The sequence below is a fragment of the Paraburkholderia sp. JPY465 genome (assembly GCF_050436725.1).
GTDB lineage: Bacteria > Pseudomonadota > Gammaproteobacteria > Burkholderiales > Burkholderiaceae > Paraburkholderia > Paraburkholderia youngii.
In genome coordinates, this window is the sequence record NZ_JBNDMT010000002.1 from 307,006 (window position 1) to 330,679 (window position 23,674).

Below are 23,674 nucleotides of genomic sequence, written 5' to 3' on the forward strand. Positions count from 1 at the left end.
GCGCGCTTCAGCCGAGGCGCGCGGACCAGCCTGCCACTTCGTCCGCACTCATCCCGACGGCGCGCGCCGCGGAGTGGATTTGCTCCCACGTCGCGGCGTCGATCGGAATGCCGGCGGCCTCGCGTTGCGCGCGCGTGACGCGCTCGGACTCGCCGGGTTCGTAGATGCGCTCGGTGCCCGCCGCGAGCGGCGACGCCTTCACCCACTCGAGGAACGCATCGGCTTCGGCTTGCGCATCGGGCGCATCGAATGCGGCTGGATCGATGATCACCGACAGCATGCAATTGATGATCGCGTGCGTGGTACAGAGCGTGTCGGCGTGCGTCGTGAAGCCGCCCGACAGCGCGCCGCCGAAAATCTCGCACATCGCCGCGAGCCCGAAACCCTTGTGGCCACCGAACGGTGTCAGCGCGCCGAACGGCGCTTCGTGCATGACTTTCGGTTCGAGCGTGGGCATGCCTTCGTGATCGATCAGCGCCCCGGGTGGCGTGTGCTTGCCCTGGTTATACGCGACGCGCGTCTTGCCGAACGCGATCGTGCTGGTCGCGAAGTCGAGCACGAGTGGCGGTTTGCCGGGGCGCGGATAAGCGGCGCAGAAGGGATTCGTGCCGATGCGGCGGTCCGCGCCGCCGAACGGCGCAACGAGCGGATCGCCCGCTACGTTGACGAAGTGAAACGACACCAGACCGGCGCGCGCGCACTGCTCGGCCCAATGCCCGATGCGGCCGATATGATGCGCGCCGCGCAAGCCCACCGCGCAGATGCCGAGCCGCCGCGCGCGCTCGATGCCCCGCTCCATCGCCTCGAACGCGATCACCTGACCAAAGCCCTTGCCGCCTTCGACGGTCAGCACCGCGCCCGCGTCCTTGACGACGTCGGCATGTCCATTGAGTTGCAGTTGCTGGTCGGCGAGCGATTCGACATAGCGCGGGATCATGCCGACGCCATGCGAGTCGTGCCCGGTCAGATTCGCGGCCACCAGATGATCGGCGATCAGCTCCGCTTCGCGCGGCGCACTGCCCGCTCGCTCCCAGATCGCTCTGACGTAGGCATGCAGTTGATCGGCCGGAATCCGGGGCGTGTTGGTTTGGGCAGTCTGGGAGTCGCTCATTCAGCGTGTCGGTGTAGTTCGAACGGAAGGGAGCATCAATAAACAACGGGCCCGGGTCGCACCCGAGCCCCACTCAAACGAGGCGACAACTCACGGCGCCGCGGCGATCACTTCCGCAACCGCGGCCGTCAGCTTCTTGCCGTACGGTACGTGCAGGAACTCGTTCGGCCCATGCGCGTTCGACTTCGGCCCGAGCACGCCGCACACCATGAACTGCGACTTCGGGAAGCCCGCCTTCAGCACGTTCATCAGCGGGATCGTGCCGCCGAGTCCCATGTACGCGGCATCGGCGCCGAAGTGCTGACGCGATGCGTCGCTGAGCGCGCTGGCCAGCCACGGTGCGACCTCCGGTGCGTTCCAGCCGCTCGCCGCGCCCGCATCCGGCTTGAACGTGACCTTTGCGTTGTACGGCGGATCGAATTCGAGCAGCGCCTTCAGTTCGGCGACGGCCTTTTCCGCTTCGATGGTCGGCGGCAGACGCAGCGACAGCTTGAACGCGGTGCGCGGACGCAGCACGTTGCCGGCGTCGGCGAGCGCGGGCAAGCCGGCCGCGCCCGTCACCGACAGCGACGGACGCCACGTCGAATTGAGCAGCGCCTCCTGCGGATCGGTCGTGGTGGGCAGCACTTGACGGCCGTCCTGCCCGCACGCCCACGGCATCTTCTTCCATACGTCATCGCCGAGAATCCTCGCGGCAGCCTCCGCTTCGCGCAGACGATCGGCCGGCACCGGGCAATGAAAACCCTTCGGCAGCAGCGTGCCGTTCGCGGAGTCTTCGAGACGATCGAACAGTTGCCGCATGATGCGGAAGCTCGATGGCACGATGCCGCCGTAGACCCCCGAGTGAATCCCCTCGTCGAGCACCTGCACTTCGAGATCGCCGGCGACGAGCCCGCGCAGCGACGTGGTCAGCCATAGCTGATCGTAATTGCCCGCGCCCGAATCGAGACACACGACCAGCCCGACGTTACCGAGCCGCTCGCGCAGCGCGTCGACGTAGGGCAGCAGATCGTAGCTGCCCGACTCCTCGCAGGTTTCGATCAGCCCGACACAACGCGGACGCTCGACACCTTGCGCATCGAGCGCGGCGAGCGCCGTCAGGCTCGCATAGATCGCGTAGCCGTCGTCCGCGCCGCCGCGGCCGTACAGCTTGCCGTCCTCGAGCTTCGGCGTCCACGGACCGAGGTCGTTGCGCCAGCCATCGAACTCGGGCTGCTTGTCGAGGTGGCCGTAGAGCACGATGGTTTCGGTGCTGCCCGAGCGCGTCGCGGCGGTCTCGAAGAAGATCACCGGCGTGCGGCCCGGCAGGCGGATCACTTCGAGCTTCAGGCCGCGCACCGGTTGCTGCTCGGCCCATTTCGCGGCGTCGGTGATCACGCGCTCGAGGTAACCATGCTTCGCCCAGTCGGGATCGAACGCCGGGCTCTTCGCCGGCACCGCGATGTAGTCCGTCAGCGCGGGCACGATCTCGTCGTTCCACTTGCGCTCGACGAATTCTCGTAGCGTGTCCGGGTTGAGTTGGGCCTGCTGGGTCGTGTCGTCGGTGATCATGATCGGGTCCGTGAAGTACTGTTCGGTCGAAACGATCATCATAGTCCCGATGCGTGTCGGGCTGAACCCCTTGCGGTGATTGGGTGGGGACCGGAACGCGCATGGTGCGCGGCGGGCGGCGGCCATTCGCGCGACAATCACTACATGCCTCGTGCATCAGGAGCTTTTATGGGTGGCAACGTGGCCGTTCAGGCCATCGGCGCGGCGTTCGCGCTAGCGCTGTATTTTCTGCCGGCGATCATCGCGGACCGGCGCAAGCGTCGTGACGTGCTGACGCTCGCGCTATTTAACGCCTGCCTCGGCTGGACCGTGCTTGGTTGGGTGCTCGCGCTGTATTGGGCGCTACAGCCGAATCCGGCGCAGACCCTTGCGAGCGACATCGTCGAGACTCGCAAGATATCGACCTTGCGCGCGTTTTCATCGGCACTGACGCTGCGCGTGCGGCGACGCGAGGCCGCGCGCGACCGGCCCGAGCGCTGAAACGATTCGGGCGGCTCCAGCAATACGAGCAATACACGAACAACAGGAAACGGATTGATTGAAGCGCACGTGCGTCATTCAGGCCGCGCGCCCGATGCGACTCCACTGTACCGAGCCCGCCGGAATGGAGCGCGGTTCCGCGCGCACCGCTTGCGCGGCAAAGGTTTCATGACGCAGTTCGCCGTGTTCGTCGAACCACTCGCAGATCAGCCAGTCGCCCGGATTGCGCGCGACCGGACCTGCGTACGTGACGGTCATGCGCGGGCCACCTTCTTTTAACTTGACGACGTCGCCCACATTGAAGGCGGCGGATGTTGTCTGGAATGCGTCAATGGTAGCGGTCAGCATCTTGGGTCCCCCTATCTTGAGCGTTTTTAACTTGAGCCCGGCTTTATCGACTTCGACCTGTTGAATGGGTACTCTAAAGTTTAGACAGATTAACAATCGAATTTAAACGCGGCAAGCGCTTTTTATTGATACCGTTTTCACGGAACCGGGGTTGATGCCCAATGGTTTAAGTTCCCGGCATTCTGAAACATTCTCCGGCGAAAACATTGCGGCTAACCCTATGTGCGCTACCGCACAAATGCAACAGTTACTGCAGGCCGGTTGCAGGCCGGTAGGAAATACGAGACGGGTTTCGTCTGATTAGAAAACCTGACGCGATAGCGTTGAGCCGTTAATCAGAAAGACCCGTTTGATCTAAATCAGAATTACCTGTGAACGAGTAGATCGCCGGTAAATGCCATGTAGTTCGTTATACCGCTTCGTTCAAATTGAACGATTTTCCGGGCGAGCCAGCAAATGAAAACGATTACCAGCGGCTTAATTTCAAACTCCCGGAGCGACTGAGCGCCGTACGCTTTGCTGATGCCGTACCAGCAGCACGCTCAGGCCGATACACACGCACATCAGCGCGGCATTGATGGCGAGGCTCAGCTGAAACGCGTGTGCATAATACGCGGGGGCCGCGCTGCCACCGAGCGCGCCGAAGAACGCGCCGCTGACCGCCGCGGTGCCGAACGCGGAGCCGATCTGCAGCGTCGACGACACCACACCCGATGCAAGCCCCGCCTTCTCGGGCACCACCTCCTGCAGCACGATGCGCATGATCGACGGCAACAGCAGACCATGTCCGACACCCGCGCACACCAGCCCGCAGTAGAACAGCAGATCGGGCGTCGCGGATCGGGTCGCGGACCAGCCGGTCACGGTGAAGCCGAGCGTCATCATCGAGAAACCGAGCGTCAGCACATGCGCGCCGATGCGCTTGACCACGGCCGGCGAGGTCAGCGGCCCGATCACGAAGCCGAGCGCGAAAGGCATGATCGCGATGCCCGACGCGAGCGGCGTCCAGTGCAGGCCGGTCTGCAGGAAGATGCCGTAGGTCAGGAAGAACGCGCTATTGCAATAGAACAGGAACGCGAGCACCAGACCGAGCGCGAACGCGCGATTGCGGAACAGTTGCAGATCGACGAGCGGATGGCCACCGCCGCGCTCGACGCGCCGCTCGGTCGCGACGAACAGCGCGAACACCGGCACCGCGAGCGCGAACATCGCGAAGGTCCACGCGGGCCAGCCGGCTTCGCGGCCATGCGTCATCGGATAGATCACCAGCAGCAGCACCGCCGACAGCAGCGCGACGCCCTTCAGATCGACGCCGGTATGCGTGGCCGGCTGATTCTCCGGCACGAACTTCCATGTGCCGATGAACGCCGCGATGCCGATCGGAATGTTGATCAGAAAGATCACGCGCCAGTCGAGCCCGAACGGGTGATACGTAATCAGCGCGCCGCCGCCGAGCTGCCCGACGATCGACGACAAGCCGAACACGAAGCCATACAGACTCATCACGCGCGTCTGCTGATGCAACGGTACGACCGCGCGAATCGTCGCGAGCACTTGCGGCGCCATCACCGCGGCCGCGATGCCTTGCACGATGCGCGCGATCACCAGCATATGGCCGCTCGTCGCGAAGCCGCACAACGCCGACGCGACGACGAATGCCGCCATGCCCGTCATGAACATGCGACGGCGGCCGAACAGATCGCCGAGGCGGCCGCCCGTGATCAGCAGCACCGCGTAGGCGGACGCGTAAGCCGAGACGACGAGTTGCAGTTGCGCGTCGCTCGCGTTGAGGCCCGTGCGAATCGACGGCAGCGCGAGGTTGACGATGAAGTAATCGAGCGGCGCGAGAAAGGCGCCGACAAACAGCGCCGCGAGCGCAAGCGCTTGGCGCGGGAAGCCGGGCGCCGCCGCTTTGACGGCCACAGCCATGCCTGCCATCGCTGGTCCAGGACCGGTCACGGCCCCGGCCGCGCTCGCCGCGCCGCTAGCGGATCCACCGAATGCCGCCGGAGCGGACTTGATCGCTTCGCTTTTCATGACCGAACGTTCAAGAAATAGTTAAAAAAATTTTGCGCCTGCGTTCGCGAACGAACCGCTACACCAGCGCGCGCATCGCCACATCGACGATATCGATCAGCGCGTCTTGCTCATGCGCGACCCGTCCCATGACCCGCAAGCCCTGCATCACGCATAACAGGAAATCGCCGACGGCTTTTTCGTCGAGTGTCGAATCGAACGCGCCGCTCGCCTGCCCGCGAATCACCGCCGCCGCGAGCAAGGTCGCCATGCGGCGCTGAATCGCGGCGACGCGCGCGCGCAGCGCTTCGTCATCGGGCTGCATTTCGAGCGTCGTATTCGTGATGAAACAGCTGCGCCGGCCGCTCAACCCGCACGATACCCGCGCGTAGTGCAGCAGCGCGTCGCGCAACGCCTGCGCCGGATCAGCCGTCGCGCTCAGTCGCTGTGCAAGCCGTGCGACCGCGCCTTCCGAGTAATGCTCGAGCGCGGCGAGCATGATGCCGTGCTTGTCGCCGAACACGCCGTACAGGCTGCCGCGCAGCAGACCGGTGGCCTTGCACAGATCGTCGATCGACGTCGCGTGGTAGCCGTGATCCCAGAACACCTGGCTTGCGTTCGCCAGCACGGTGTCCGTGTCGAACTCACGCGGACGGCCCCGCTGAGATGTTTCGCCGGCTTTTTTGGCGGCTTGCCTGGAATGACTCAATTGCGATGACCTCGTTGCTGCGTTGGCGTCGGTCTGTGGATATTATGACTGAATGTTCAATAAATCAAGGAAGGCCTTCCGTAGGCCTACTCGCGTCGGGGTCCCTGCACAATAGAAGGGGAAAAAGCTGCAATAGACTCAAAAACCGTGCGGTAGTGCGGACAAAAGACTCGCGAAATTGAAAGCGGAGTGAAGACAATCGACGCGAGGTACTTTTTCCGCATCCCGCTTCACTCCGAACGCGTCCAGGTCTCATCTGGCGTCGGACCCGATCCCTGTTTGGGGGCAGTCAAGCTCCGTTTGCGTGGCCCCACTAAAAACGCATACCGCGAAGGCTCGCCGCGGTTCAATCAAATATAGGTCTCAGTGGCCGTTAGTCGGAGGCAATCCTTCAGACTGTCCGTCGCGGCGTGGCAAATGACGCGGAGAATCAGATGGCAGACCCCAGCGGCGATCGCGCAGGGTTCATCATCAAGTCGTCAGTCAAGGCAGGAGTGTGATAACGCCGCTTATCACGGCCCGCCCCCGCCCTCGCCGGCCTGCCCGCATCGCAACCGGGGCTTTCCCCGTCCCCGGTGCGTAGGACCGCCCTGCCCGGCCGTGACACGCGGGCCGGGTCCCGTGCCGCGGTCTTTCACCCAGGGCATGCAGAGGATTGGGTCAGGGTTCAGACCGGATCCGTTTCCTCCATGTCTCCACATGGCTTCGGGGCCCGCCGCGCGCGGGCTTTTTTTGTTGGCCCGGCATCTGCACGCGTGGCCAGCGCGGGAGTTGGCCACACCGTCGGCCCCCTCCGCCGGCAGTCGCCCCCTTGCCCACGATCGGGTCGCCGCGGTTCCAGCGGCAGGTATCAGAGTGCAACGGCCATACCGGGCCTTCGTCAATGGACTCGTCCTCGGCCAAAGATGCTATGTGGGACTACCGGTGAAAGGTCCGTTTAGCTAAGACGGAATTTCCAACTCTGTGCGAAGGAGATGGAAATGCCCACGAACCAAGCAGTCCCACAAGCCGAGAATACGGCGATCGAGGTCGAACTGTACACAAGCTTCGAGCTCGGCGACAAATCCTGGAAGCTGACCGCCAGCGATGGGCGGCACGGCCCGAGCCGCTATAGTGTGCACGCGGGTGACACCGCTGCCGTACTCGACTGTGCACGTCGAGCCAGGGAGCGTTGCGGCCTCGAGCCGAAGGCCAAGGTTCACTCCTGCTATGAGGTCGGGCGCGACGGCTGGTGGCTGCACCGCTGGTTGAGCGGGCAAGGCATCGACAACGTCGTGGTTGATGCTGCCAGCATCGAAGTGAACCGACGCGCAAGGCGGCCCAAGAACGACCGCCTCGATGGCGACAAGCTGCTCGCCATGCTCAGGCGCCATCACGCCGGGGAGCGCGTATGGGCGGTGCTGCGAGAGCCTACGCCCGCGCAGGAAGATGCTCGCTGCACGCGCCGCGAACTCGCCCGGCTGACCCAGGAGCACATCGCCCACATGAATCCCGTCCGCTCACTGCTCGTGCTGCACAATGTGCGTCCGCAGGTCATCATTGGCGGGCGCGACTGGGCACGCTGGTGGGCCAACCACCGGAGCAGGTGCCGCCCATCCTATGCGGCGAGATCGAGCGTGAGAGCGCGCGACTGGCGCTGGTCAGGCAACAGATCAGGATGCTTGAATCCGCGCGGCGCGACGAGCTGGCCGAAGGCAAGCACCCGCTGGTGGCACAACTGGCGCGGCTGCGTGCGATCGGCTCCAAAAGCGCCTGGGTGCTGGTCAAGGAAGTGTTCGGCTGGCAACGATTCGCCAACCGGCGCGAGGTCGCCGGGTGTCTCGGGCTGACACCTACTCCCTACGACAGCGGAGATAGTCAGGTCGAACAGGGCATCAGCAAGGCAGGCAATCACCGGGCGCGCACGATGCTCGTCGAACTGGCGTGGCGCTGGCTGCGCCTGCAGCCCGGCAGCCCGGCAGCCCCCTGACTGAGTGGTTCAACCGGCGCTTTGCGGGCAACGGCAAGCGCATGCGATGGGTGGGCATCGTCGCGCTGGCACGGCGTCTTGCCATTGCGCTATGGCGCTACCTGGAACACGGCGAGATCCCGGCCGGGGCCTCGCTCAAACCTGTTGTCCCCTGACGTGCCAGGTCAACATCGTTCGCGTGGTCTCGCAAAGAACACATCATGATCAGAGGTCGACACGCCCGTACCATCGGCGGGTCACCGCACGGTGACCGAAGCCAAAGATGGGGCGCGCCGATAACTGGGGTTTGCCAGTGCGCCTTGCGCGCATGCTGCATGAGGTGCAGGCTGTCTATGCACTGCACGGATAGAAGTTCGTTCCGGCACTGGCTGGAACGCTCGCCACACCCCGACCTTGGATCAGGATCGAACCACCGTGCGACACGACCGCTTCACATCACCAGCGATCCAAAGGTCCCAGGATGAAATCTGGTCCGTTTACCTGACGAGCGAACACGGCTTGACAAACAGGTCCGCATAGAAGCTGACGGTCGTGTGTCGGCGCTGACATGCCTGCTTGCGGTCGCTCACCGGTCGTTCGCGGAGACGGGGCGACGAACGGCCGCAACCGAGTTCAGCGAATGCGTACTCTCGTTAAGCGTTGTTCGACGCCTGCCCATGTCTGCTGCCGCGTGAGTAAGCGACGGCGTATGCGGGCAGGCGTTGGACAACGCTCGAGGGAGGAAACCGCGGGGTGTACCGAGGCGGTTATGGGGATTGAAGTGATCGCGTGGCCCGGCTGATCACGCGTTGATCGGACGAAGCCGAGGCTGGCCTGATGCCGATGAAGTTGCGATGCCGTCGCACAGCGCATTGGTCGCGACTGCCGACAGGCGGCAACTTCTGCCTGGCGAGATGCACACAAACGTCTCCTGCTGGCGCTCGTTGCCGAGGAGCCGACAGTCGGACTGAAGATACCTGGTCATTCTGGTTCACGCATCACCTCTGCAACCAGGTGGCGCGCGAATCGGGTGGCTACGCGGCAGGATATCGACGATGACCATCGGTGCGCCGCAATGCCGGCAGACAAATGTCGGTGCCGTTGTCTGGGCTGACGCGTCTTTACTGGCGGCAATGGTTGCCGGAGCGTGCAACAGCGCGCGTATCGTCGCCAGGTTCTGCCGGCGCACCGGGTTGGCGAGCAGACCGTAATGGCGGATGCGGTGGAAGCCCCCGGGCATGAATTCCTGGGGCGCAAGCGTCATCGTCTTGTGGCGTGTGCGGCCGCTGGCCCGATAGTCCTTCCAGCGGAAGGTCACGCCGCGCTCGTCGAACGTGACGAGGCGCTGGTTGGAGATGGCCACGCGATGCGTATAGCGCGACAGATACGCGAGTACTGCCTCAGGACCAGCGAACGGGCGCTTCGCATACACCACCCATTCGCAGGCGCGCAGTGGCGCAAGCCACCGGGTAAAGACCGCGGGATCGGCAAGTGCAGCGTACTCGCCAAAGAAGCGTAGCTGGCCCCGGCGACAGGCATGGGTGAGTTCTTCCAGGAAGCGCCGCCGGAACAGCCTCGAGAGCACACGTACTGGCAGGAAGAAGCCGGGCCGGCATGCGACCCACCGTTCACCGTCAGGCGCGAGGCCTCCTCCGGGAACGATGCCATGTACGTGAGGATGGTGCGTCAGCGCCGAACCCCACGTATGCAGCACCAGCGTGGCGCCAATCCGCGCGCCCAGATGCTTCGGATCGGCGGCGATGGTACGCAGGGTTTCGGCGGCAACGTCGAACAGCAGCCCGTAGATGATCGACTTGTTGTACCAGGCGATCGCGCTGATCGCCGCAGGCAGCGTGAAGACCACGTGGTAATACCCGACCGGTAGCAGATCGGCCTGACGTGCCTCGAGCCACCGGTGCGCGGCGCTCCCTTGGCACTTCGGACAATGGCGGTTACGGCAGGAGTTGTAGGCCACCTCGATCTGTTCGCAGCCACAACAGCGCAACACGTGCCCACCCAGCGCCGCGCTGCGGCACTGTTCGATCGCCGACATGACCTTCAGCTGTCCCAGGCTCAGCTGTACGGTCTGTCGCCACGCGGGCCCATGCGCGCGGAAGACGTCCGCGACTTCGGGCACGGCAGTGCGCCGTGTTTCAGCTGTTGTTGTGCAGCTTCTCCAGCGGACTGATCACTTCGCGCAGCAGGTCCGTCGCGACCTGGGCATAGAGCGCGGTCGTCTCCAGCTTCTTGTGGCCCAGCAGGACCTGGATGACACGGATATCAACCTTCTGCTCCAGCAGGTGGGTCGCAAAGCTGTGTCGCAATGTGTGCATCGAGACACGTTTGTTGATGTCTGCAGCGACGGCGGCGGCGTGGATGGCGCGGTTGAGCTGCCGTGTGCTGAGCGGATCGACCGGGTCGAGGCCTGGAAACAGCCAGCCGCCCTCCAGCATCCGGCCCTGCGCGTGCGCCACGCGCCACCAGACACGCAGGCGTTCAAGCAGTACCGGCGAGAGCATGGCGTAACGGTCCTTGCGGCCCTTGCCCTGCTCGATGCGCAGCGTCATGCGCTGGCCGTCCACGTCGCCGACCTTCAGCGCCACCACTTCACTGGCACGCAGGCCGGCGCCGTAGGCGACTGACAGTGCGGTCTGGTGCTTCAGGTTGCCGGTCGCAGCGATCAGGCGTCCCACTTCGTCCGGACTGAGCACGACCGGGAGCGTGCGGGGCACGCGCACCGGCTGCATCCGGGCCATCCGTTCGGGTTCGTGAAGCGTGATCTCGAAGAAGAACTTCAGTCCGGTGATCGCCGCATTGAGCGACACGGGCGACGTGCCGTGGTCGACCAGATGCAGCTGGTAACGCCGTAGATCCTCGACGGTGGCGGTGTCGGGCGGGCGCCCCAGAAACCGGGTGAACTCGCGTACGATGCGCAGATAACCGGCCTGCGTCTTCGGCGCCAGATGGCGCATACGCATGTCGTCGATCATGCGCTGGCGCAGTGGGCTGACAGTCTGGAGGGTATCAGTCATGACTCTGCTCCCGTTGAACGGCGAGGCGAATTACCTCGCCCATCAACATGAGAACAGAGTCGGTTTCCTCTCCATTGCTACTACCGCCGGCCGCAGCCCCTTACCGCGCGAGCGGTTTAGGCAGTATGACTTTCCGTGATGTGGTGGCTGGCCCGCCGTGAGAAACCAGACGCGGGTTAGCATTGCTGCCAGAGCCGCATGGTGTGCACGAGGGCGACACCCGGCGATTTCCAGCACGGAGGCCAGCATGGGACACGATAGCACTGTGTACGTCGGTCTGGATGTCCACAAGGAATCCATCACGGCAGCCTACGCCGTCGGGATAGGCGAGGTGGAATTGCTGGGCAAGATCGGCACTTCGAAGACAGACATCGATCGCCTGTGCCAGCGCATGCAGTCCAAGGCGACGCACGTTCGCATCGTCTACGAAGCAGGGCCATGCGGCTATGGCCTCTACCGGCAACTGGTGCAGAAGGGATTCGACTGCGTGGTATGTGCCCCGTCGCTGATTCCGAAGAAACCAGGCGAGCGGGTCAAGACTGACCGCCGCGACGCACTCAAACTCGTGCGCTCGTTGCGTGCAGGTGATCTCTCGTCAGTCTACGTGCCAGGCGTCGAAGATGAGGCATTCCGGGACCTGGCCCGCGCGTGGGCCGCCGCCAAAGCGGATCTCAAGCACGCGCGTCAGCGCCTCAAGTCGTTTCTGCTCTCTCATGGTATTCGTTACACCGGCAGCGCGAACTGGGGGCCGGCACATCGACGGTGGATCAGCACCTTCGTATTCCCCAACCACTGGCAACAACTGGCCTTTGACGAGTGCCGCCGCACCATTGAAGACAGACTCGCCCAATGCGACCGCCTCGAGGCGGCACTACGCGAGGCTGTCGTCAACTGGCGCTTCTATCCGGCCGTACTGGGACTGCAGACCATGCGCGGTATCCAGTTCACCACGGCCGTTGGCATGCTCGCCGAACTGGGTGACCTGTCGCGATTCGAGCATCCGCGACAGCTGATGGCCTGGCTCGGGGTGACGCCCTCCGAACACTCGTCAGGCGAGCGGCGCCGTCAAGGCAGCATTACAAAAAACGGGAACAGTTATGCAAGAAAGCTGCTCGTGGAGGCTGCGTGGAGTTACAGATACCCCGCTCGGGTGAGCCCCGACATCCAACGCCGCCATGAAGGAATTCCGAAACCGATCATTGACCGCGCATGGGATGCCCAGCTGCGGCTATGCCGGCGATATCGCAAGCTCGCAGCGCGCGGCAAGAATGTGAACACCGGCGTGGTTGCCGTTGCGCGAGAGCTCTCAGGGTTTATCTGGGACATCGGCAGACTGGCGATGTCTCTCGCCATACCGAAAGATGCCAGGCCGGTCTGACACTATCTCATCTTAACGAGGACACGGAGAGTTTCCTGAAGGCGGCGTAGCCCGGCACCCGAGCAACCCGCGATTGGACTATGCAACACATCTTATGCGACTTGCGACTTTAGGTAGCGGCAGGCTCATAGGGCGGACCACAGTAATGCGGTAACCAACCCGCGGATATCAGTGTGACCCACCGTCGAGACGTACTGCTACGTCGCCCTCAGGAAATTCAGATGTACCCAGACCGAGAACCGATCGCGATTGACACGGAAAGTCATATCAGTCCACCGACCCAGAGCGGCCCCTCGCATTTCTCGAAACCGGTCATTGGGACTGCGCTTGGCCGCTGAACGACCGGGCTCCACTTCAGCTAGTCGCACCGTCATAGTGTTTCTGCCAGTTGACATACGCTGCGGTACCCATTTCGTCGACGTTCGGCATTTCACCGACATGGACGTGCTGGAAAAAGCTCAGGCAATGGCCCCAAGGCGATTTTTCGGGATTGGACTCAATCCAGCACGAATGTCCCAAGCGCTTCCAATCCACCGACTTGTCATCATTGCAGCGCCAAAGGAGCTCTTGCGCGATTGCCTCGCACCAAGTCAAAGCTTCGTCGGCCGACCCTGCTGAGATAAAGACTCCAGTTGTCGATTCATAGTCTTCGATCAGTCCGCGCTCGAATAGCTGTCGCGGTTCAGGCTCGTGGTACTGGAAAATGACGAGGTATTCATGTGCCATGTCGTAGGGCCCTGTTTAACGACTTCACATCGCGTCCATTGCTACCAATTGTCGACGATCTCAGCGGCGACGTCGACCGGCTGTTCCTGGCCGAACTCGGTCCGACATGGCCATTCGCGCGGTCTCCCCGCTGGCCAGCGGTACAACTCCATACACATCCGGATCCTAAGTGTCGCTACCATGTTGTTCATTTGAGGTAACGACCCGCTCGTGCATCGCCTTGCAATGCCGCACGAGGGTCGGCCGCGACAGCACGTAGCGCTTCAACGGCGTATCGATGTCGTAGTAGTAGATGTTCGCGACGCAGCCGTAGATCGCGGCATCGACCGTGGCCGGCTCGGGCCCGAAGATAAAGCCGCTGTCGCCGAGCAGATCGGCCACGACGCGCAAATCGCCGATGCCGCGCTCATACACCTGATCCGGCTCGTAGCGGCCGATGCCCTGATAGTGATACCGAAGCCGGTTGTACTCGCTCGCGGCTTCGAGCGCACTGGCGGTGACTTCGGGGTGCGCCGCCATGAAGGCGTTGCAAAACGCCGGGCGAAAGCGCTCGTCGCGCCAGCGCGAAAAGCTCATCGGCCAGTACAGGTCGTCGAGCGTGCGCCGGACCAGGAAGTCGAGATTCGCTTGCCCCGTGGAAAGCGCGCTGTCGATGCGTAGGTCGTACTTGCGCTTCAGGTAGCTGATGATCGCATCGCTATCACCGATTGATTCCTCGCCGTCGACCAGATAGGGCAACTGTCCTCGCGGCGCCTCTTTCGTATCGAGAATGTGCTTGTGCTCGAAGTCGAGACCGCACAAGCGCATGAATGCATAGACCTTCAGGCCAAACGGATTGTTGTCGGCGACGCCGAACAGGTCCGGGTAGGAATAGAGCGTCAGCATGGGCCCTCGCGTGTTGGAGGCATGATGCGGCCGGCGTCGAGGGTGTCCGGGGCCGGGCGCAATGCGTGATGGTGACGCATGGTTGGCCGATTCGACTGTGACCCAGCGAACGCAGCCAATCTGAATGAACGCGATGAGCGCCGACAGCGGCCGACCTCTTCGCGATGCGATCGACTCAGAACGACGCGTAAGTACGCGTTCGCGGATGTGAGAGTCGACGCTCCGGCTTCGGCTGGGGCGAACGGCCGGTTAGCACCGTGTAGCCGTCCGATGAGTGTCGGTATCTGAGCGTCTGCAATGGCCGAATTCTGTGCGTGGCTCCTCCGTCAGGTCTCTGAGTACAGCAGCCATATGCCGAGCAAGCTGACCGGCAAGTGCTCGACCATACCTGACCTTCAGGTATCGCATCCGTCAGGCGGCAACGAGTCGGCGAAACCCTGTCATCGTTCGACAACGCACACTACCCTCGCACAGACATTCCGCCGGACTTATACGCTTGGTCTGTCGAACGCGTATTACCGGCTGCTCGATAAACTCGGCGCCGTCAGGGGTGTGCCCACGCCGGCGTCTGTCTGGATTGTCTTGAATGGGCCAGCCCTGATTGAACCCAAACTGCAAGGTGGCGCGGCGAAACAAGTGGCCATCCGAGATTAAGCTTCAGGGCCGTTTAAAAACCAGAAGGCGCATTTCCACTCGCTGACAAAGCTCACCTTGCTGGTTCATCGTGTCGCTGCGGACTGTCGCGATGCCGCGGTCGGGTTTGGAACGCGACGGCGCGATCTCCAGGACGGTGCTGACGACGTGCAGGACATCGTTCGGGCGAGTGGGTCTTGGCCACGCGATTTCGCCGCTCGCACCAATAATGCCACCCGCAATCGGCAGGCTCTGAACGAGAAGTTTCATGGTGATCGCTGCCGTGTGCCAGCCGCTCGCTGCAAGCCCCGCAAAGAAGGAGCGTTGAGCCGCTTCCTCGTCCAGATGGAAAGGTTGGGGATCGAACTGTCGCGCGAAGGCGTGTATCTGGTCGACATCGAGTTTATGCTCCGCGCTTTTGTACACCGCACCCACGGCGAGATCTTCCAGATACAGAGTCTCTGATTTCATGCCTTACTCCTGAAACGTTTTATTCGCTGATATTGGCTCTTCGAACGCCCCTTCTGTGGTGACGTTCGACCTTGATGGTGCTATCCCTATCCGAAGGATAGTCTTGCGCGGAGAATCCGAGAGTGGCCCGGGGGCCTCGCCGCTAGCGACTTCGAAGCCGGTCGGACTGCCTGCCCATTAGCTGCGCAGCGGCCGCAGACCCGCCCGAACTTCCTGCGCGAGTAGCAGGGGCTCCTCCCAGGCGGCGAAATGGCCGCCCCGTTCAGGCCGGTTGTAATAGATGAGGTCGTGGTAAGCCTGCTCTGTCCAACTGAGCGGCGCCTGATAGTTCTCCCCGGGAAACGCGCTGACGGCAGCCGGCACGGAAACATTCGCTGCAACGAGGTAGTTGAAGTGGGCCGTTTCCCAATAGAATCGGGCCGCCGACACGCCCGTGTTGGTCAGCCAGTAAAGCGTGATGTTGTCGAGGACGTCGTCGCGTGTGATGGCACCGGCTGAATGCCCGTTGACCGTGCGCCCTAGCACGGCCGAGGTGATCGGTGCCGCCGGCTGGCCATATGCATCGCCGTGATCGAGCAGCCAGCCTGCCAGCGCAATCGGAGAATCGGCCAGTCCATAGAGGCTTTGCGGACGAGTCGCCATCTCGAACGCGTAGGCGCGGCGCTTCTTGAAATTGACGCTCAATTGCTCATACGCGAGCCTTTCGTCGGACGATAGCCCTGCCGGTGACGGGTTCCCGCCCTGGATCACCGTGAGGATATCCGGCGGAACTGCCGCCGGGAAATTGACATGGATGCCCAGCAATCCAGGCGGCGCCTGTTTGGCCATCACATTCGACACGCTCCGGACCCCAGCCGGTCGTCGTAGGCTTGCCTGAGAAGCCATAGCCCGGCAACGACGGAACGACCAGATGGAAGGCGTCGGATGCGCTCGCGCCATAGGCGGTGGGATTGACGAGCGGATCGATGATCTTGATCTGCTCGATGATCGAACCGGGCCACCCGTGCGATACGATCAGCGGCAATGCATTCTCATGCTTCGAGCGCACGTGCATGAAATGAATGTCGAGCCCGTCGATCTCAGTGACGAACTGCGGCAGAGCGTTCAGGGTCGCTTCGCACTTGCGCCAGTCGTAGTCGGTCGCCCAATGGTGCGCGAGGCCCTGAAGCGTCGCGAGTTGCACGCCTTGCGAGTCGTCATCGACGGTTTCGCGCTCCGGCCATCGGGTGGCCCTGATGCGTCTTCTCAGATCTACGAGCAGCGACACGGGAACCTGCACGCGAAGGCGGCGAATTGCGTCCGTGCCGCTGCCCGTCTGCGGTTGGACATCGGTAATACCGCGGTCCGTGTGCGCAGATACAAGTGGGCTCAGAGATTGCGCGGCTACGGCTGCCGCGGCGAGGCTCACGAATTGCCGGCGGGATGTCGATTGAGGGATAAGCTTGTCTGTCATGCGAACTCCAGTTGACGATGAGCCTGGCGGCTGGCGCGAAAGGCACAAAAGGGAGAACCGGCGTTGACCCCTGTGGGAGTTTCGACACGCCTGGTCCATCCGGCGCATCTCCAAGGCGCGACGAACAGCCAGCCTCACGTGCCGAACCGCGCAGCCACACGTAACAGCATGGCCGCAACCATGGCCATGCCCGGGGCGAGATAGCTGGCATGGAGATGGACACGGGTAAAGAAAGAGCCCGCAAAAATGATGGCGAGTATCCACACGCCCAGCAGATGCAGCTGTTTCCAGTTTTCCGGGCCGATAAGGCGCGCCGGCGTCGCGAACGACGTAGCCGTGAGCAGCAGAATCATCAGATAGCCGATGAAGCCCGGTATGTTGGTCACTGTCGTACGGCCTGCCCAGAATGCTTCGGGTGCCGTACCGACGTAGGCGACGAGTGCTAACGCATGCAGAAACTGCGACACAGCAAACGACAACCCGATGTAGCGACGCTCTCTTGCCAGCGCTCTGGTTGGCACCGACGGCGCCAGTTTTACAAGCGGCGCGGCCATGAAAACGGCGAGAAACAGAACAAAGGACGTGCGAGCCGTCGCACGCACAACATACTGCAACGATCTCACCCAGTCCGGCGCCAGTGCGAAGGCCGCCACTGCCAAGCAAGAAAGACATATGGTAAGTACACCAAAAAGCTTCCAGCGGGTCATATGGATAATCCGATCGATATTTGTCGATTGCTGGGCAACGAGCCGGCGATTGCGAGAGACGCCGGCTTTCGGGCCTGTATCGGTACGGTGGCGCGGCCGGCCAGACGCGCGCGCAGCGTCTGGTTCAGTGACTACGCGGCCCAAATCCTGAGTAGGAGCGCAACTGGCTGATCTGAGGCCGTGCGAGAAAACCGGATTTGACCAATGGAAGCTCTGACAGGAGTTCCGCGAGGCGGATTTCGTCATCGGCCTCCGAAATCATGCAGGCGCCACCTTCTGCTCTCAACCATATCTGGCGCACGACTCCCGAGGCGTAGAGCCGGCGAACATACTCGGCTTCCGCCTCGACGTCCTCCTTGGCAGGGGACATCGAGGACGCGTTTTCCGAACGGGAAATGATCACGAGGTATTGCATTTTGCTCTCCTGGGAAGGCGTTGCGCTCCGGCTATGAATTCCGCGTGAACAAATCCGGAACTCAGTGCTGGGAGGAATGGGTCATCTCAGCCTGAAGAACGGCACACCCGCTCCTCTTGCATCCTCCGAGGCATCGGTGGATGTGGTCACTGGGCAGCTAATCCGGCGTCTGACCGAACCATACATCACCTATGTTTTTCATAGCAATAGATTTCTTCTATCGTGCAAACCTCACCTGAAGCGCAGCTAATTTCTGGAGACTGCGCACGTAGCATTCGGGAATTCAAGCTTTATCTTGACACTATGACTTTCATATATACAATGCAGTCACAGACAAACTTCATCGCCAGCTGAACCGGGTTCGCGAGCGGCACAGGTATCCGTATAAAACGCAGGCCGTGTCGGGACGCAGGTTCGATGCCCCCCTTCCAAAGGAACGCAAATGACGCCCGTCGCCTACGACACCAATTCGACTGCACTGCTGTTCGTCGATCCCTATAACGACTTCCTCTCGGAGGGCGGCAAAGTCTGGCCCTTCGTCAAGGACGTCGCGGCACAAGTCGGACTGCTCGACAATCTTCGGGCCATCAACAGCGCCGTCCGCCGTGCCGGGATACAGGTCGTGTATGTCCCGCACCGCCGGTGGCAGCCGGGGGATTACCAGTGCTGGTGTCACCCGAGCCCCAGCCAGCGCAAGATCATGGACGGTCATCATTTCGCCAGGGGCGACTGGGGCGGCGAATGGCATCCCGACTTCGCGCCGCAACCGGGCGACGTCGTGGCGCTCGAACATTGGGGCGCGAGTGGCTTCGCCAATACGGACCTGGATTTCCAGCTCAAGCAGCATCGCATTACGCACGTGGTTCTCGTCGGCCTGCTGGCCAACACCTGCATCGAGGCGACTGGCCGTTACGCAACGGAACTCGGTTACCACGTGACCCTCGTGAAGGATGCAACGGCCGCGTTCCGTCAGGAAATGATGCACGCGGCGCACGATCTGAACGGGCCGACCTTTGCGCACAGTATCGTCAACACGCGCGAGCTCATCGATGCGTTGCCAACGGCCTGAGCTGACTCCGTGACGCATTCGTCCGCATGGCATGTTGCCGCCTGACTTGCTGGACGAGGCCATCAGGCTTGCGACGATTTGGTCACCGCCGCGCGGTGCCGGATCCCCCTTACCCTCTGGACGACACCGATGATCTCCCCGCGCCAGGTCTTTCTGATGGCTTTGTGCTGCGCGCTCGCCGTCTCACCCATCTACTACCACCAGCCACTCCTGCCACAGATCGCGTCGACGTTCGGCGTGCCGTCCGCTCGCGGAGGCCTGATCGCCACGCTGACCCAGCTTGGCTACGCAATGGGACTGCTGCTCTTCGTGCCGCTCGCAGACGGCGTCCAGCCGCGCACGCTGGCGTCGCGGGCCATCGTGGCGAATGCGATGGCGCTGATCGCCTGTGCAGCCGCACCGTCCTTCGCCACCTTGAGCGTTTGCAGCTTCCTCGTCGGAACGACTTCAATCTCGGCGCAAATCATCATTCCGGCGGTCTCCGGTAAGGCCACGCTTGCCGCACGCGGGCGAGTGGTCGGTTCGCTGCTGGGCGGGCTATCTTCGGGCGTCCTGCTGGCACGCACGCTAAGCGGCATCGTTGGCGCACTGTGGGGCTGGCGCTCGATATTCGTGATCGCCTCTGTCATCGATATAGCACTCCTGTTCGTCATCAGGAAGTTGCCCATGTCGAACACACTCGTGGCTATCCGCTACCGCGAGTTGATGCAGTCGCTCGCTGGTCTCGTGCGAGAGGAGCGGCTGCTACGCGTCTCGGCGGCGATGGGCTTTCTCGTGTTCGCCGCCTTCAGCGCGCTGTGGGCAACACTCGCGGTGCTGCTCGCCCGACCGCCCTATCACTACGGTCCTGCCACCATCGGCGCATTCGGACTGATCGGGCTGGTCGGCCTTTCGGTATCACCACAACTCGGTGCCGTCGTCGACCGGATGGGCTCCCGCCACATCGCGACCGCCGGCGCACTAACGGTTCTGATTGCATTCGCGTTTGTCGCAGCGGGCGGCCGCAGCCTCGTATGGCTGATCGTCGGCATGGTGTTGCTGGATCTGGGCAACCGCACGAGCTTTATCGCCAACCAGGCCCGCATCTATGCGCTGCGTCCCGAGGCCCGCAGCCGCCTTAATACGGTTTTCATGGTTTCGTACTTTCTGGGTGGCGCGGTCGGTGCGGCGCTTGGCGGGGCCGGCGCGTTGCGCGCCGCCTGGGTTGGCCTCGCCGCGGTCGGCGTGTTGCTCTCGCTCGCGGCCGTTGCCGTCAATTCGCTCGCGTTCGGGCGGCCCAGTTCGGCCATTGTCGACGGGCAGGTTTGACCCGAACAACCGGACGATTCGCACGCAGGTTTGGTGGCTTCGACGTAGCACAAGCCGCCGAAAGACAATTTACTCAGGAGAGTCTGATGTCATTCAAGGCACTGCTCGCGACAAAGCCGCGCGACGCGGTTTCGACGCGCATCGTCAATTTCCACGACCGGGATCTCATGCCCGGTGACGTCACGATCGCCGTGGAGTATTCAACGGTGCTGGCGCGAACGGCGGCGCCGGATCGATCGCGATTGCGCTCCTGTCTGGCCTCGGCTATCGGGTCGTCGCATCAACCGGACGCCTCGAAGAGGCCGAATATCTGCGCAACCTTGGCGCGGCAGAGATCATCGACCGGCGCACGCTCTCTGAACCGGGTGCACCGATCACCCAGGAACGTTGGGCCGGTGCCGTGGACTCCGTCGGCCATCATCACACGCTCGCCAACGTGCTGGCCCAGACGCAGTACCGCGGCGTGGTTGCCGCCTGCGGCCTCGCGCATGGCGCGGGCCTCCCCGGTTCGGTCCTGCCCTTCATCCGACGTAACGTGACCCTCGCGGGCATCGATTCCGTCAACGCCCCGCAGGCAGTGCGCGTCGAGGCCTGGTCGCGGCTCGCGCATGACCTCGACCTGGACAAGCTCGGCCGCGCGACGACGTTAGTGGGACTCGCCAAGGTTCCTGCGATTGCGCACCAGATCCTGGAAGGCAAGGTTCGGGGACGTACCATCGTCGACGTCAATGCATAAATGCCCTGTCGTCATTCGTCTCCGGAGACTGTGCGCACAGCAGCAATCTTGATTCAGGAGTTCAGCGTGTCCGCCGTTCCTTCTTCATGCCACCGGTGCGAAGCTTCGCCGCTCGATGCCCATGCCCTGTTCGCCACGTTTGCCGGGCTCTGTGGAAGTCTGGTCGCCATTGGTCTGGCGCACTTCGCCTACACACCGCTCATCCCCTCGCTGATCGAGGCGCACTGGTTCACATCCACACAGACCGTCACGCTCGGAGCGGCGAACTTCGCCGGCTACCTGATCGGCGCAATGGTGGGACGCCCGTTCGCTGCGTGGCTGTCCAACCGGTCCGCATTGCGGCTTCTGATGGCGGTCGTCACGATCGCATTCTTCACGTGCGCGTGGCCGGTGTCGGTGTCGTGGTTCTTCTTCTGGCGTCTGCTGTCGGGTATCTCGGGCGGCGCGATCATGGTGCTCGTCGCGACGTCGATCCTGCCGCACATTCCTGCGCCGCGCCGTGGCTTCGCGAGCGGAATGATCTTCCTTGGCGTGGGTCTCGGGGTTGCGGCATCAGGCACGCTGATTCCGCAACTTCTGCACATGGGGTTGCGCGACACGTGGCTTGGCCTCGGCGCGCTCTCACTCTCCCTCACGGCCTTGAGCTGGTTCGGCTGGCCGGCGACGAACCCTCCCGCGCCACAGGTCGCCCCGTTGCACGGAGCAGATCGCAGCAGCTCGCGCTGCGCGTCCTCTACGCACAATACGCTGCTAACGCGCTCGGTCTCGTGCCCGTGATCGTGCTGCTCGTCGACTACGTGGCCCGGGGCCTCGGCCGGGGCGCCGCCGTTGGTGCGAACTACTGGGTGTTATACGGTCTCGCCGCCATCGCCGGCCCGATGATCTGCGGAAACCTTGGCGATCGCATCGGTTTCGGTCCAGCCTGGCGCGCCGCCCTCGCATTGCAGGCCATCGCGGTCGTGGTGCTCGCGAAGACGGGCAATCCTTTCGTGTTCGGGGTCGCCACGGTGGGCATTGGCGTATTCACGCCCGGAATCGCGCCACTCGTGCTCGGGCGCATTCATGAGCTGATGCGCGACAATCACCTCGAAGAGCGCGCAGCCTGGAGCCGAGCGACTACGGCGTTCGCACTCTTTCAGGCGCTTGGCGGCTATGGCTACTCATATCTGTTTTCCCGCTTTCACGATGACTACGCGCTCGTCTTCCTGTGCGGTGCGGCCGCGCTCACCCTAGCCTTCCTCGCCGACGTCATCGTGCAGGCTCGGCGCAGAAAGCGGCATGAGCGCTAGCGCGGGGGAAATCACTCAGACCTGGCCTTCGCGGCCCGATACGCCTCGCGTCTTTTCTCGCGCTCCTTTGCAAACGTCGGGCTCAAGGCCGCGTCGAGATCGCTCCGCTCTACGTATTCGCCGCAAGACGGGCAGATATAGTCAAGCCCGACCTCGTGCCCGCACACCCGATGCATAAACCGTACGGCGACTTCCTCGCCTTTGCTCTTGCACCAGGTTTCACCCCATGTACGCAGCGCCTGGATCACTGGATAGAACGCCCGCCCTTTCTGTGTGAGATGGTATTCGTACCGTACCGGCCTCTTCTGATACGGTTGGCGCTCGATCATCCCGTCTGCTTCCAGCGACTTCAGGCGCGTGGCCAGCATCTGTGGCGTCGCCTCCGTCTGAATCTGGATTTCCTCGAACCGGGTCGCCCCCATGTACATCTCGCGCAGGACAAGCGTTGTCCACTTGTCACCGACAACTTCCGTCGATCGCGCAACCGGGCATACCGTGGCCACTACCTTCTCTCTACGCTTCATTCCGCCTCCGCAAAACTCTTTTTTTCATAGTAACACGGATTCGCATCCCTCGCATACACGGCTGACCGAGTCACCCTTGGTCCGTCAAAACCTGACACTGGTTATGGATATGACGCTTAGACTTGTTTCTATGATTTTCATATTTATAATCGATTCGTGTGACGTCCGCGCGCGCAAGTCCGCGCAGACGAATTGCGCAGCCGGGCTCCGGTTGCGACACGCCCCGGCCGAACCCCCTTTCCGGAGAACACGATGTCTGCCCCTGTCTATCGCGCCGAACACACTGGTCTTTTGCTGGTCGACCCTTACAACGATTTCCTGTCGCATGGCGGCAAGATCTTTCCGATGATCGAGGCAGTCGCCAACGACATTCGGCTTCTCGACAATTTGCGCGCAGCGGTGAGCGCCGCACGCAAGGCTGGCATCCAGGTGTTCTACGTCCCGCATCGCCGCTGGCAACCTGGCGATTACGAAGACTGGGACCATCCGAACCCGACGCAACTGATCGTGCAGAAGCGCCAGTCCTTCGCAAAAGGGACGTGGGGCGGCGAATGGCACCCCGATTTTGTTCCCCTGGAAAACGACATCATCATCCACGAGCATTGGGCGCAAAGCGGCTTCGCCAACACGGACCTCGATTTCCAGCTCAAGCAGCACAAAATCTCGCACGTCATCGCCGTTGGCCTGCTCGCGAACACCTGCATCGAATCCACCGCGCGATTCGCAATGGAACTCGGCTATCACGTGACGCTCGTGCGCGACGCGACCGCCGCCTTCTCGCCGGAAATGATGCGAGCCGCCCACGAACTGAACGGACCCACGTTTGCCCATTCGATCGTCACGACGGCCGAATTGCTGACAGCACTGCCGGCATAGGTGTTATGC

19 protein-coding genes and 4 pseudogenes are annotated in these 23,674 nt (G+C 62.7%); 9 read left to right on the forward strand and 14 right to left on the reverse strand.

Annotated elements, in window-relative coordinates:
- Positions 1-7: 7 nt before the first annotated feature.
- Both QFZ94_RS03450 and QFZ94_RS03455 read right to left on the reverse strand, forming a co-directional pair.
- Positions 8-1,111, reverse strand: a complete 1,104-nt coding sequence (locus QFZ94_RS03450) for a malate/lactate/ureidoglycolate dehydrogenase (RefSeq protein WP_429455592.1) — start codon at positions 1,109-1,111, stop codon at positions 8-10.
- A 90-nt stretch (positions 1,112-1,201) separates the two neighbouring features.
- The gene (locus tag QFZ94_RS03455; RefSeq protein ID WP_429457691.1) at positions 1,202-2,662 is read right to left on the reverse strand and encodes a M20 family metallopeptidase; all 1,461 of its coding nucleotides are present in this window, start codon (positions 2,660-2,662) and stop codon (positions 1,202-1,204) included.
- 168 nt (positions 2,663-2,830) lie between these two features.
- On the opposite strand from QFZ94_RS03455, the gene QFZ94_RS03460 reads away from it, so the two are divergent.
- Entirely contained in the window at positions 2,831-3,142 is a 312-nt protein-coding gene (locus QFZ94_RS03460; protein ID WP_368583729.1) for a superinfection immunity protein, read from the forward strand.
- 78 nt (positions 3,143-3,220) lie between these two features.
- Here QFZ94_RS03460 and QFZ94_RS03465 read toward each other — a convergent pair whose 3' ends face one another.
- From QFZ94_RS03465 to QFZ94_RS03475, 3 genes are all read right to left on the reverse strand, one after another.
- The gene (locus tag QFZ94_RS03465) at positions 3,221-3,490 is read right to left on the reverse strand and encodes a YodC family protein (RefSeq protein ID WP_176123714.1); all 270 of its coding nucleotides are present in this window, start codon (positions 3,488-3,490) and stop codon (positions 3,221-3,223) included.
- Between the two features lie 483 nt (positions 3,491-3,973).
- The gene (locus QFZ94_RS03470) at positions 3,974-5,527 is read right to left on the reverse strand and encodes an MFS transporter (RefSeq protein ID WP_429455593.1); all 1,554 of its coding nucleotides are present in this window, start codon (positions 5,525-5,527) and stop codon (positions 3,974-3,976) included.
- 58 nt (positions 5,528-5,585) lie between these two features.
- Positions 5,586-6,215, reverse strand: a complete 630-nt coding sequence (locus QFZ94_RS03475; protein WP_368583727.1) for a TetR/AcrR family transcriptional regulator — start codon at positions 6,213-6,215, stop codon at positions 5,586-5,588.
- 980 nt (positions 6,216-7,195) lie between these two features.
- On the opposite strand from QFZ94_RS03475, the pseudogene QFZ94_RS03480 reads away from it, so the two are divergent.
- Positions 7,196-8,339, forward strand: a pseudogene (locus QFZ94_RS03480) (IS110 family transposase).
- 815 nt (positions 8,340-9,154) lie between these two features.
- Here the strand turns inward: QFZ94_RS03480 and QFZ94_RS03485 are convergent.
- Complete coding sequence (locus tag QFZ94_RS03485; RefSeq protein WP_429455594.1) at positions 9,155-10,300, reverse strand: IS91 family transposase; 1,146 nt, start codon at positions 10,298-10,300, stop codon at positions 9,155-9,157.
- A gap of 16 nt (positions 10,301-10,316) precedes the next feature.
- Positions 10,317-11,195 carry a tyrosine-type recombinase/integrase gene (locus QFZ94_RS03490; protein WP_429455595.1) on the reverse strand — a complete coding sequence of 293 codons (879 nt, stop codon included), beginning with the start codon at positions 11,193-11,195 and terminating at the stop codon, positions 10,317-10,319.
- Between the two features lie 247 nt (positions 11,196-11,442).
- On the opposite strand from QFZ94_RS03490, the gene QFZ94_RS03495 reads away from it, so the two are divergent.
- Complete coding sequence (locus QFZ94_RS03495) at positions 11,443-12,573, forward strand: IS110 family transposase (RefSeq protein WP_184229108.1); 1,131 nt, start codon at positions 11,443-11,445, stop codon at positions 12,571-12,573.
- 354 nt (positions 12,574-12,927) lie between these two features.
- On the opposite strand, the gene QFZ94_RS03500 is transcribed toward QFZ94_RS03495, so the two are convergent.
- Complete coding sequence (locus QFZ94_RS03500) at positions 12,928-13,299, reverse strand: hypothetical protein (protein ID WP_368586637.1); 372 nt, start codon at positions 13,297-13,299, stop codon at positions 12,928-12,930.
- 165 nt (positions 13,300-13,464) lie between these two features.
- Entirely contained in the window at positions 13,465-14,184 is a 720-nt protein-coding gene (locus tag QFZ94_RS03505) for a glutathione S-transferase C-terminal domain-containing protein (protein ID WP_429455596.1), read from the reverse strand.
- A 297-nt stretch (positions 14,185-14,481) separates the two neighbouring features.
- On the opposite strand from QFZ94_RS03505, the gene QFZ94_RS03510 reads away from it, so the two are divergent.
- The gene (locus tag QFZ94_RS03510) at positions 14,482-14,838 is read left to right on the forward strand and encodes a hypothetical protein (RefSeq protein WP_429455597.1); all 357 of its coding nucleotides are present in this window, start codon (positions 14,482-14,484) and stop codon (positions 14,836-14,838) included.
- A gap of 3 nt (positions 14,839-14,841) precedes the next feature.
- Here the strand turns inward: QFZ94_RS03510 and QFZ94_RS03515 are convergent, their stop codons facing one another.
- The 4 genes and pseudogenes from QFZ94_RS03515 to QFZ94_RS03530 form a co-directional block, all read right to left on the reverse strand.
- The gene (locus QFZ94_RS03515; RefSeq protein WP_176106355.1) at positions 14,842-15,288 is read right to left on the reverse strand and encodes a MaoC family dehydratase; all 447 of its coding nucleotides are present in this window, start codon (positions 15,286-15,288) and stop codon (positions 14,842-14,844) included.
- Positions 15,289-15,465: 177 nt separating this feature from the next.
- Positions 15,466-16,741 (reverse strand): annotated as a pseudogene (locus QFZ94_RS03520) (epoxide hydrolase family protein).
- Positions 16,742-16,875: 134 nt separating this feature from the next.
- Positions 16,876-17,448, reverse strand: a complete 573-nt coding sequence (locus QFZ94_RS03525; protein WP_429455598.1) for a ferric reductase-like transmembrane domain-containing protein — start codon at positions 17,446-17,448, stop codon at positions 16,876-16,878.
- Between the two features lie 124 nt (positions 17,449-17,572).
- Positions 17,573-17,863, reverse strand: a complete 291-nt coding sequence (locus QFZ94_RS03530; protein ID WP_410852710.1) for a muconolactone Delta-isomerase family protein — start codon at positions 17,861-17,863, stop codon at positions 17,573-17,575.
- A 442-nt stretch (positions 17,864-18,305) separates the two neighbouring features.
- On the opposite strand from QFZ94_RS03530, the gene QFZ94_RS03535 reads away from it, so the two are divergent.
- The 4 genes and pseudogenes from QFZ94_RS03535 to QFZ94_RS03550 all read left to right on the forward strand — a co-directional run bounded on the left by QFZ94_RS03535 (position 18,306) and on the right by QFZ94_RS03550 (position 22,265).
- A complete protein-coding gene (locus QFZ94_RS03535; protein WP_429455599.1) occupies positions 18,306-18,932 on the forward strand; it encodes an isochorismatase family cysteine hydrolase in 627 nt (208 codons plus the stop codon).
- Positions 18,933-19,010: 78 nt separating this feature from the next.
- Positions 19,011-20,240, forward strand: coding sequence for an MFS transporter (locus tag QFZ94_RS03540; RefSeq protein WP_429455600.1), 1,230 nt, complete (start codon positions 19,011-19,013; stop codon positions 20,238-20,240).
- Positions 20,241-20,451: 211 nt separating this feature from the next.
- Positions 20,452-20,976, forward strand: a pseudogene (locus tag QFZ94_RS03545) (zinc-binding dehydrogenase); the annotation flags it as partial.
- A 48-nt stretch (positions 20,977-21,024) separates the two neighbouring features.
- Positions 21,025-22,265, forward strand: a pseudogene (locus QFZ94_RS03550) (YbfB/YjiJ family MFS transporter).
- Between the two features lie 11 nt (positions 22,266-22,276).
- Here QFZ94_RS03550 and QFZ94_RS03555 read toward each other — a convergent pair.
- Positions 22,277-22,789: a winged helix-turn-helix transcriptional regulator gene (locus tag QFZ94_RS03555; RefSeq protein WP_368583718.1), complete on the reverse strand. Its 513-nt coding sequence runs from the start codon at positions 22,787-22,789 to the stop codon at positions 22,277-22,279.
- A gap of 252 nt (positions 22,790-23,041) precedes the next feature.
- On the opposite strand from QFZ94_RS03555, the gene QFZ94_RS03560 reads away from it, so the two are divergent.
- Positions 23,042-23,665: an isochorismatase family cysteine hydrolase gene (locus QFZ94_RS03560; RefSeq protein ID WP_429455601.1), complete on the forward strand. Its 624-nt coding sequence runs from the start codon at positions 23,042-23,044 to the stop codon at positions 23,663-23,665.
- Positions 23,666-23,674: the final 9 nt, after the last annotated feature.

Excerpts from the sequence above, each read along its gene's own strand:
- QFZ94_RS03450 (WP_429455592.1), bottom strand. The coding sequence starts at position 1,111 with ATGAGCGACTCCCAGACTGCCCAAACCAACACGCCCCGGATTCCGGCC.
- QFZ94_RS03455 (WP_429457691.1), bottom strand. The coding sequence starts at position 2,662 with ATGATCACCGACGACACGACCCAGCAGGCCCAACTCAACCCGGACACG.
- QFZ94_RS03460 (WP_368583729.1), top strand. The coding sequence starts at position 2,831 with ATGGGTGGCAACGTGGCCGTTCAGGCCATCGGCGCGGCGTTCGCGCTA.
- QFZ94_RS03465 (WP_176123714.1), bottom strand. The coding sequence starts at position 3,490 with ATGCTGACCGCTACCATTGACGCATTCCAGACAACATCCGCCGCCTTC.
- QFZ94_RS03470 (WP_429455593.1), bottom strand. The coding sequence starts at position 5,527 with ATGAAAAGCGAAGCGATCAAGTCCGCTCCGGCGGCATTCGGTGGATCC.
- QFZ94_RS03490 (WP_429455595.1), bottom strand. The coding sequence starts at position 11,195 with ATGACTGATACCCTCCAGACTGTCAGCCCACTGCGCCAGCGCATGATC.
- QFZ94_RS03495 (WP_184229108.1), top strand. The coding sequence starts at position 11,443 with ATGGGACACGATAGCACTGTGTACGTCGGTCTGGATGTCCACAAGGAA.
- QFZ94_RS03500 (WP_368586637.1), bottom strand. The coding sequence starts at position 13,299 with ATGGCACATGAATACCTCGTCATTTTCCAGTACCACGAGCCTGAACCG.
- QFZ94_RS03505 (WP_429455596.1), bottom strand. The coding sequence starts at position 14,184 with ATGCTGACGCTCTATTCCTACCCGGACCTGTTCGGCGTCGCCGACAAC.
- QFZ94_RS03510 (WP_429455597.1), top strand. The coding sequence starts at position 14,482 with ATGGCCGAATTCTGTGCGTGGCTCCTCCGTCAGGTCTCTGAGTACAGC.
- QFZ94_RS03515 (WP_176106355.1), bottom strand. The coding sequence starts at position 15,288 with ATGAAATCAGAGACTCTGTATCTGGAAGATCTCGCCGTGGGTGCGGTG.
- QFZ94_RS03525 (WP_429455598.1), bottom strand. The coding sequence starts at position 17,448 with ATGACCCGCTGGAAGCTTTTTGGTGTACTTACCATATGTCTTTCTTGC.
- QFZ94_RS03530 (WP_410852710.1), bottom strand. The coding sequence starts at position 17,863 with ATGCAATACCTCGTGATCATTTCCCGTTCGGAAAACGCGTCCTCGATG.
- QFZ94_RS03535 (WP_429455599.1), top strand. The coding sequence starts at position 18,306 with ATGACGCCCGTCGCCTACGACACCAATTCGACTGCACTGCTGTTCGTC.
- QFZ94_RS03555 (WP_368583718.1), bottom strand. The coding sequence starts at position 22,789 with ATGAAGCGTAGAGAGAAGGTAGTGGCCACGGTATGCCCGGTTGCGCGA.
- QFZ94_RS03560 (WP_429455601.1), top strand. The coding sequence starts at position 23,042 with ATGTCTGCCCCTGTCTATCGCGCCGAACACACTGGTCTTTTGCTGGTC.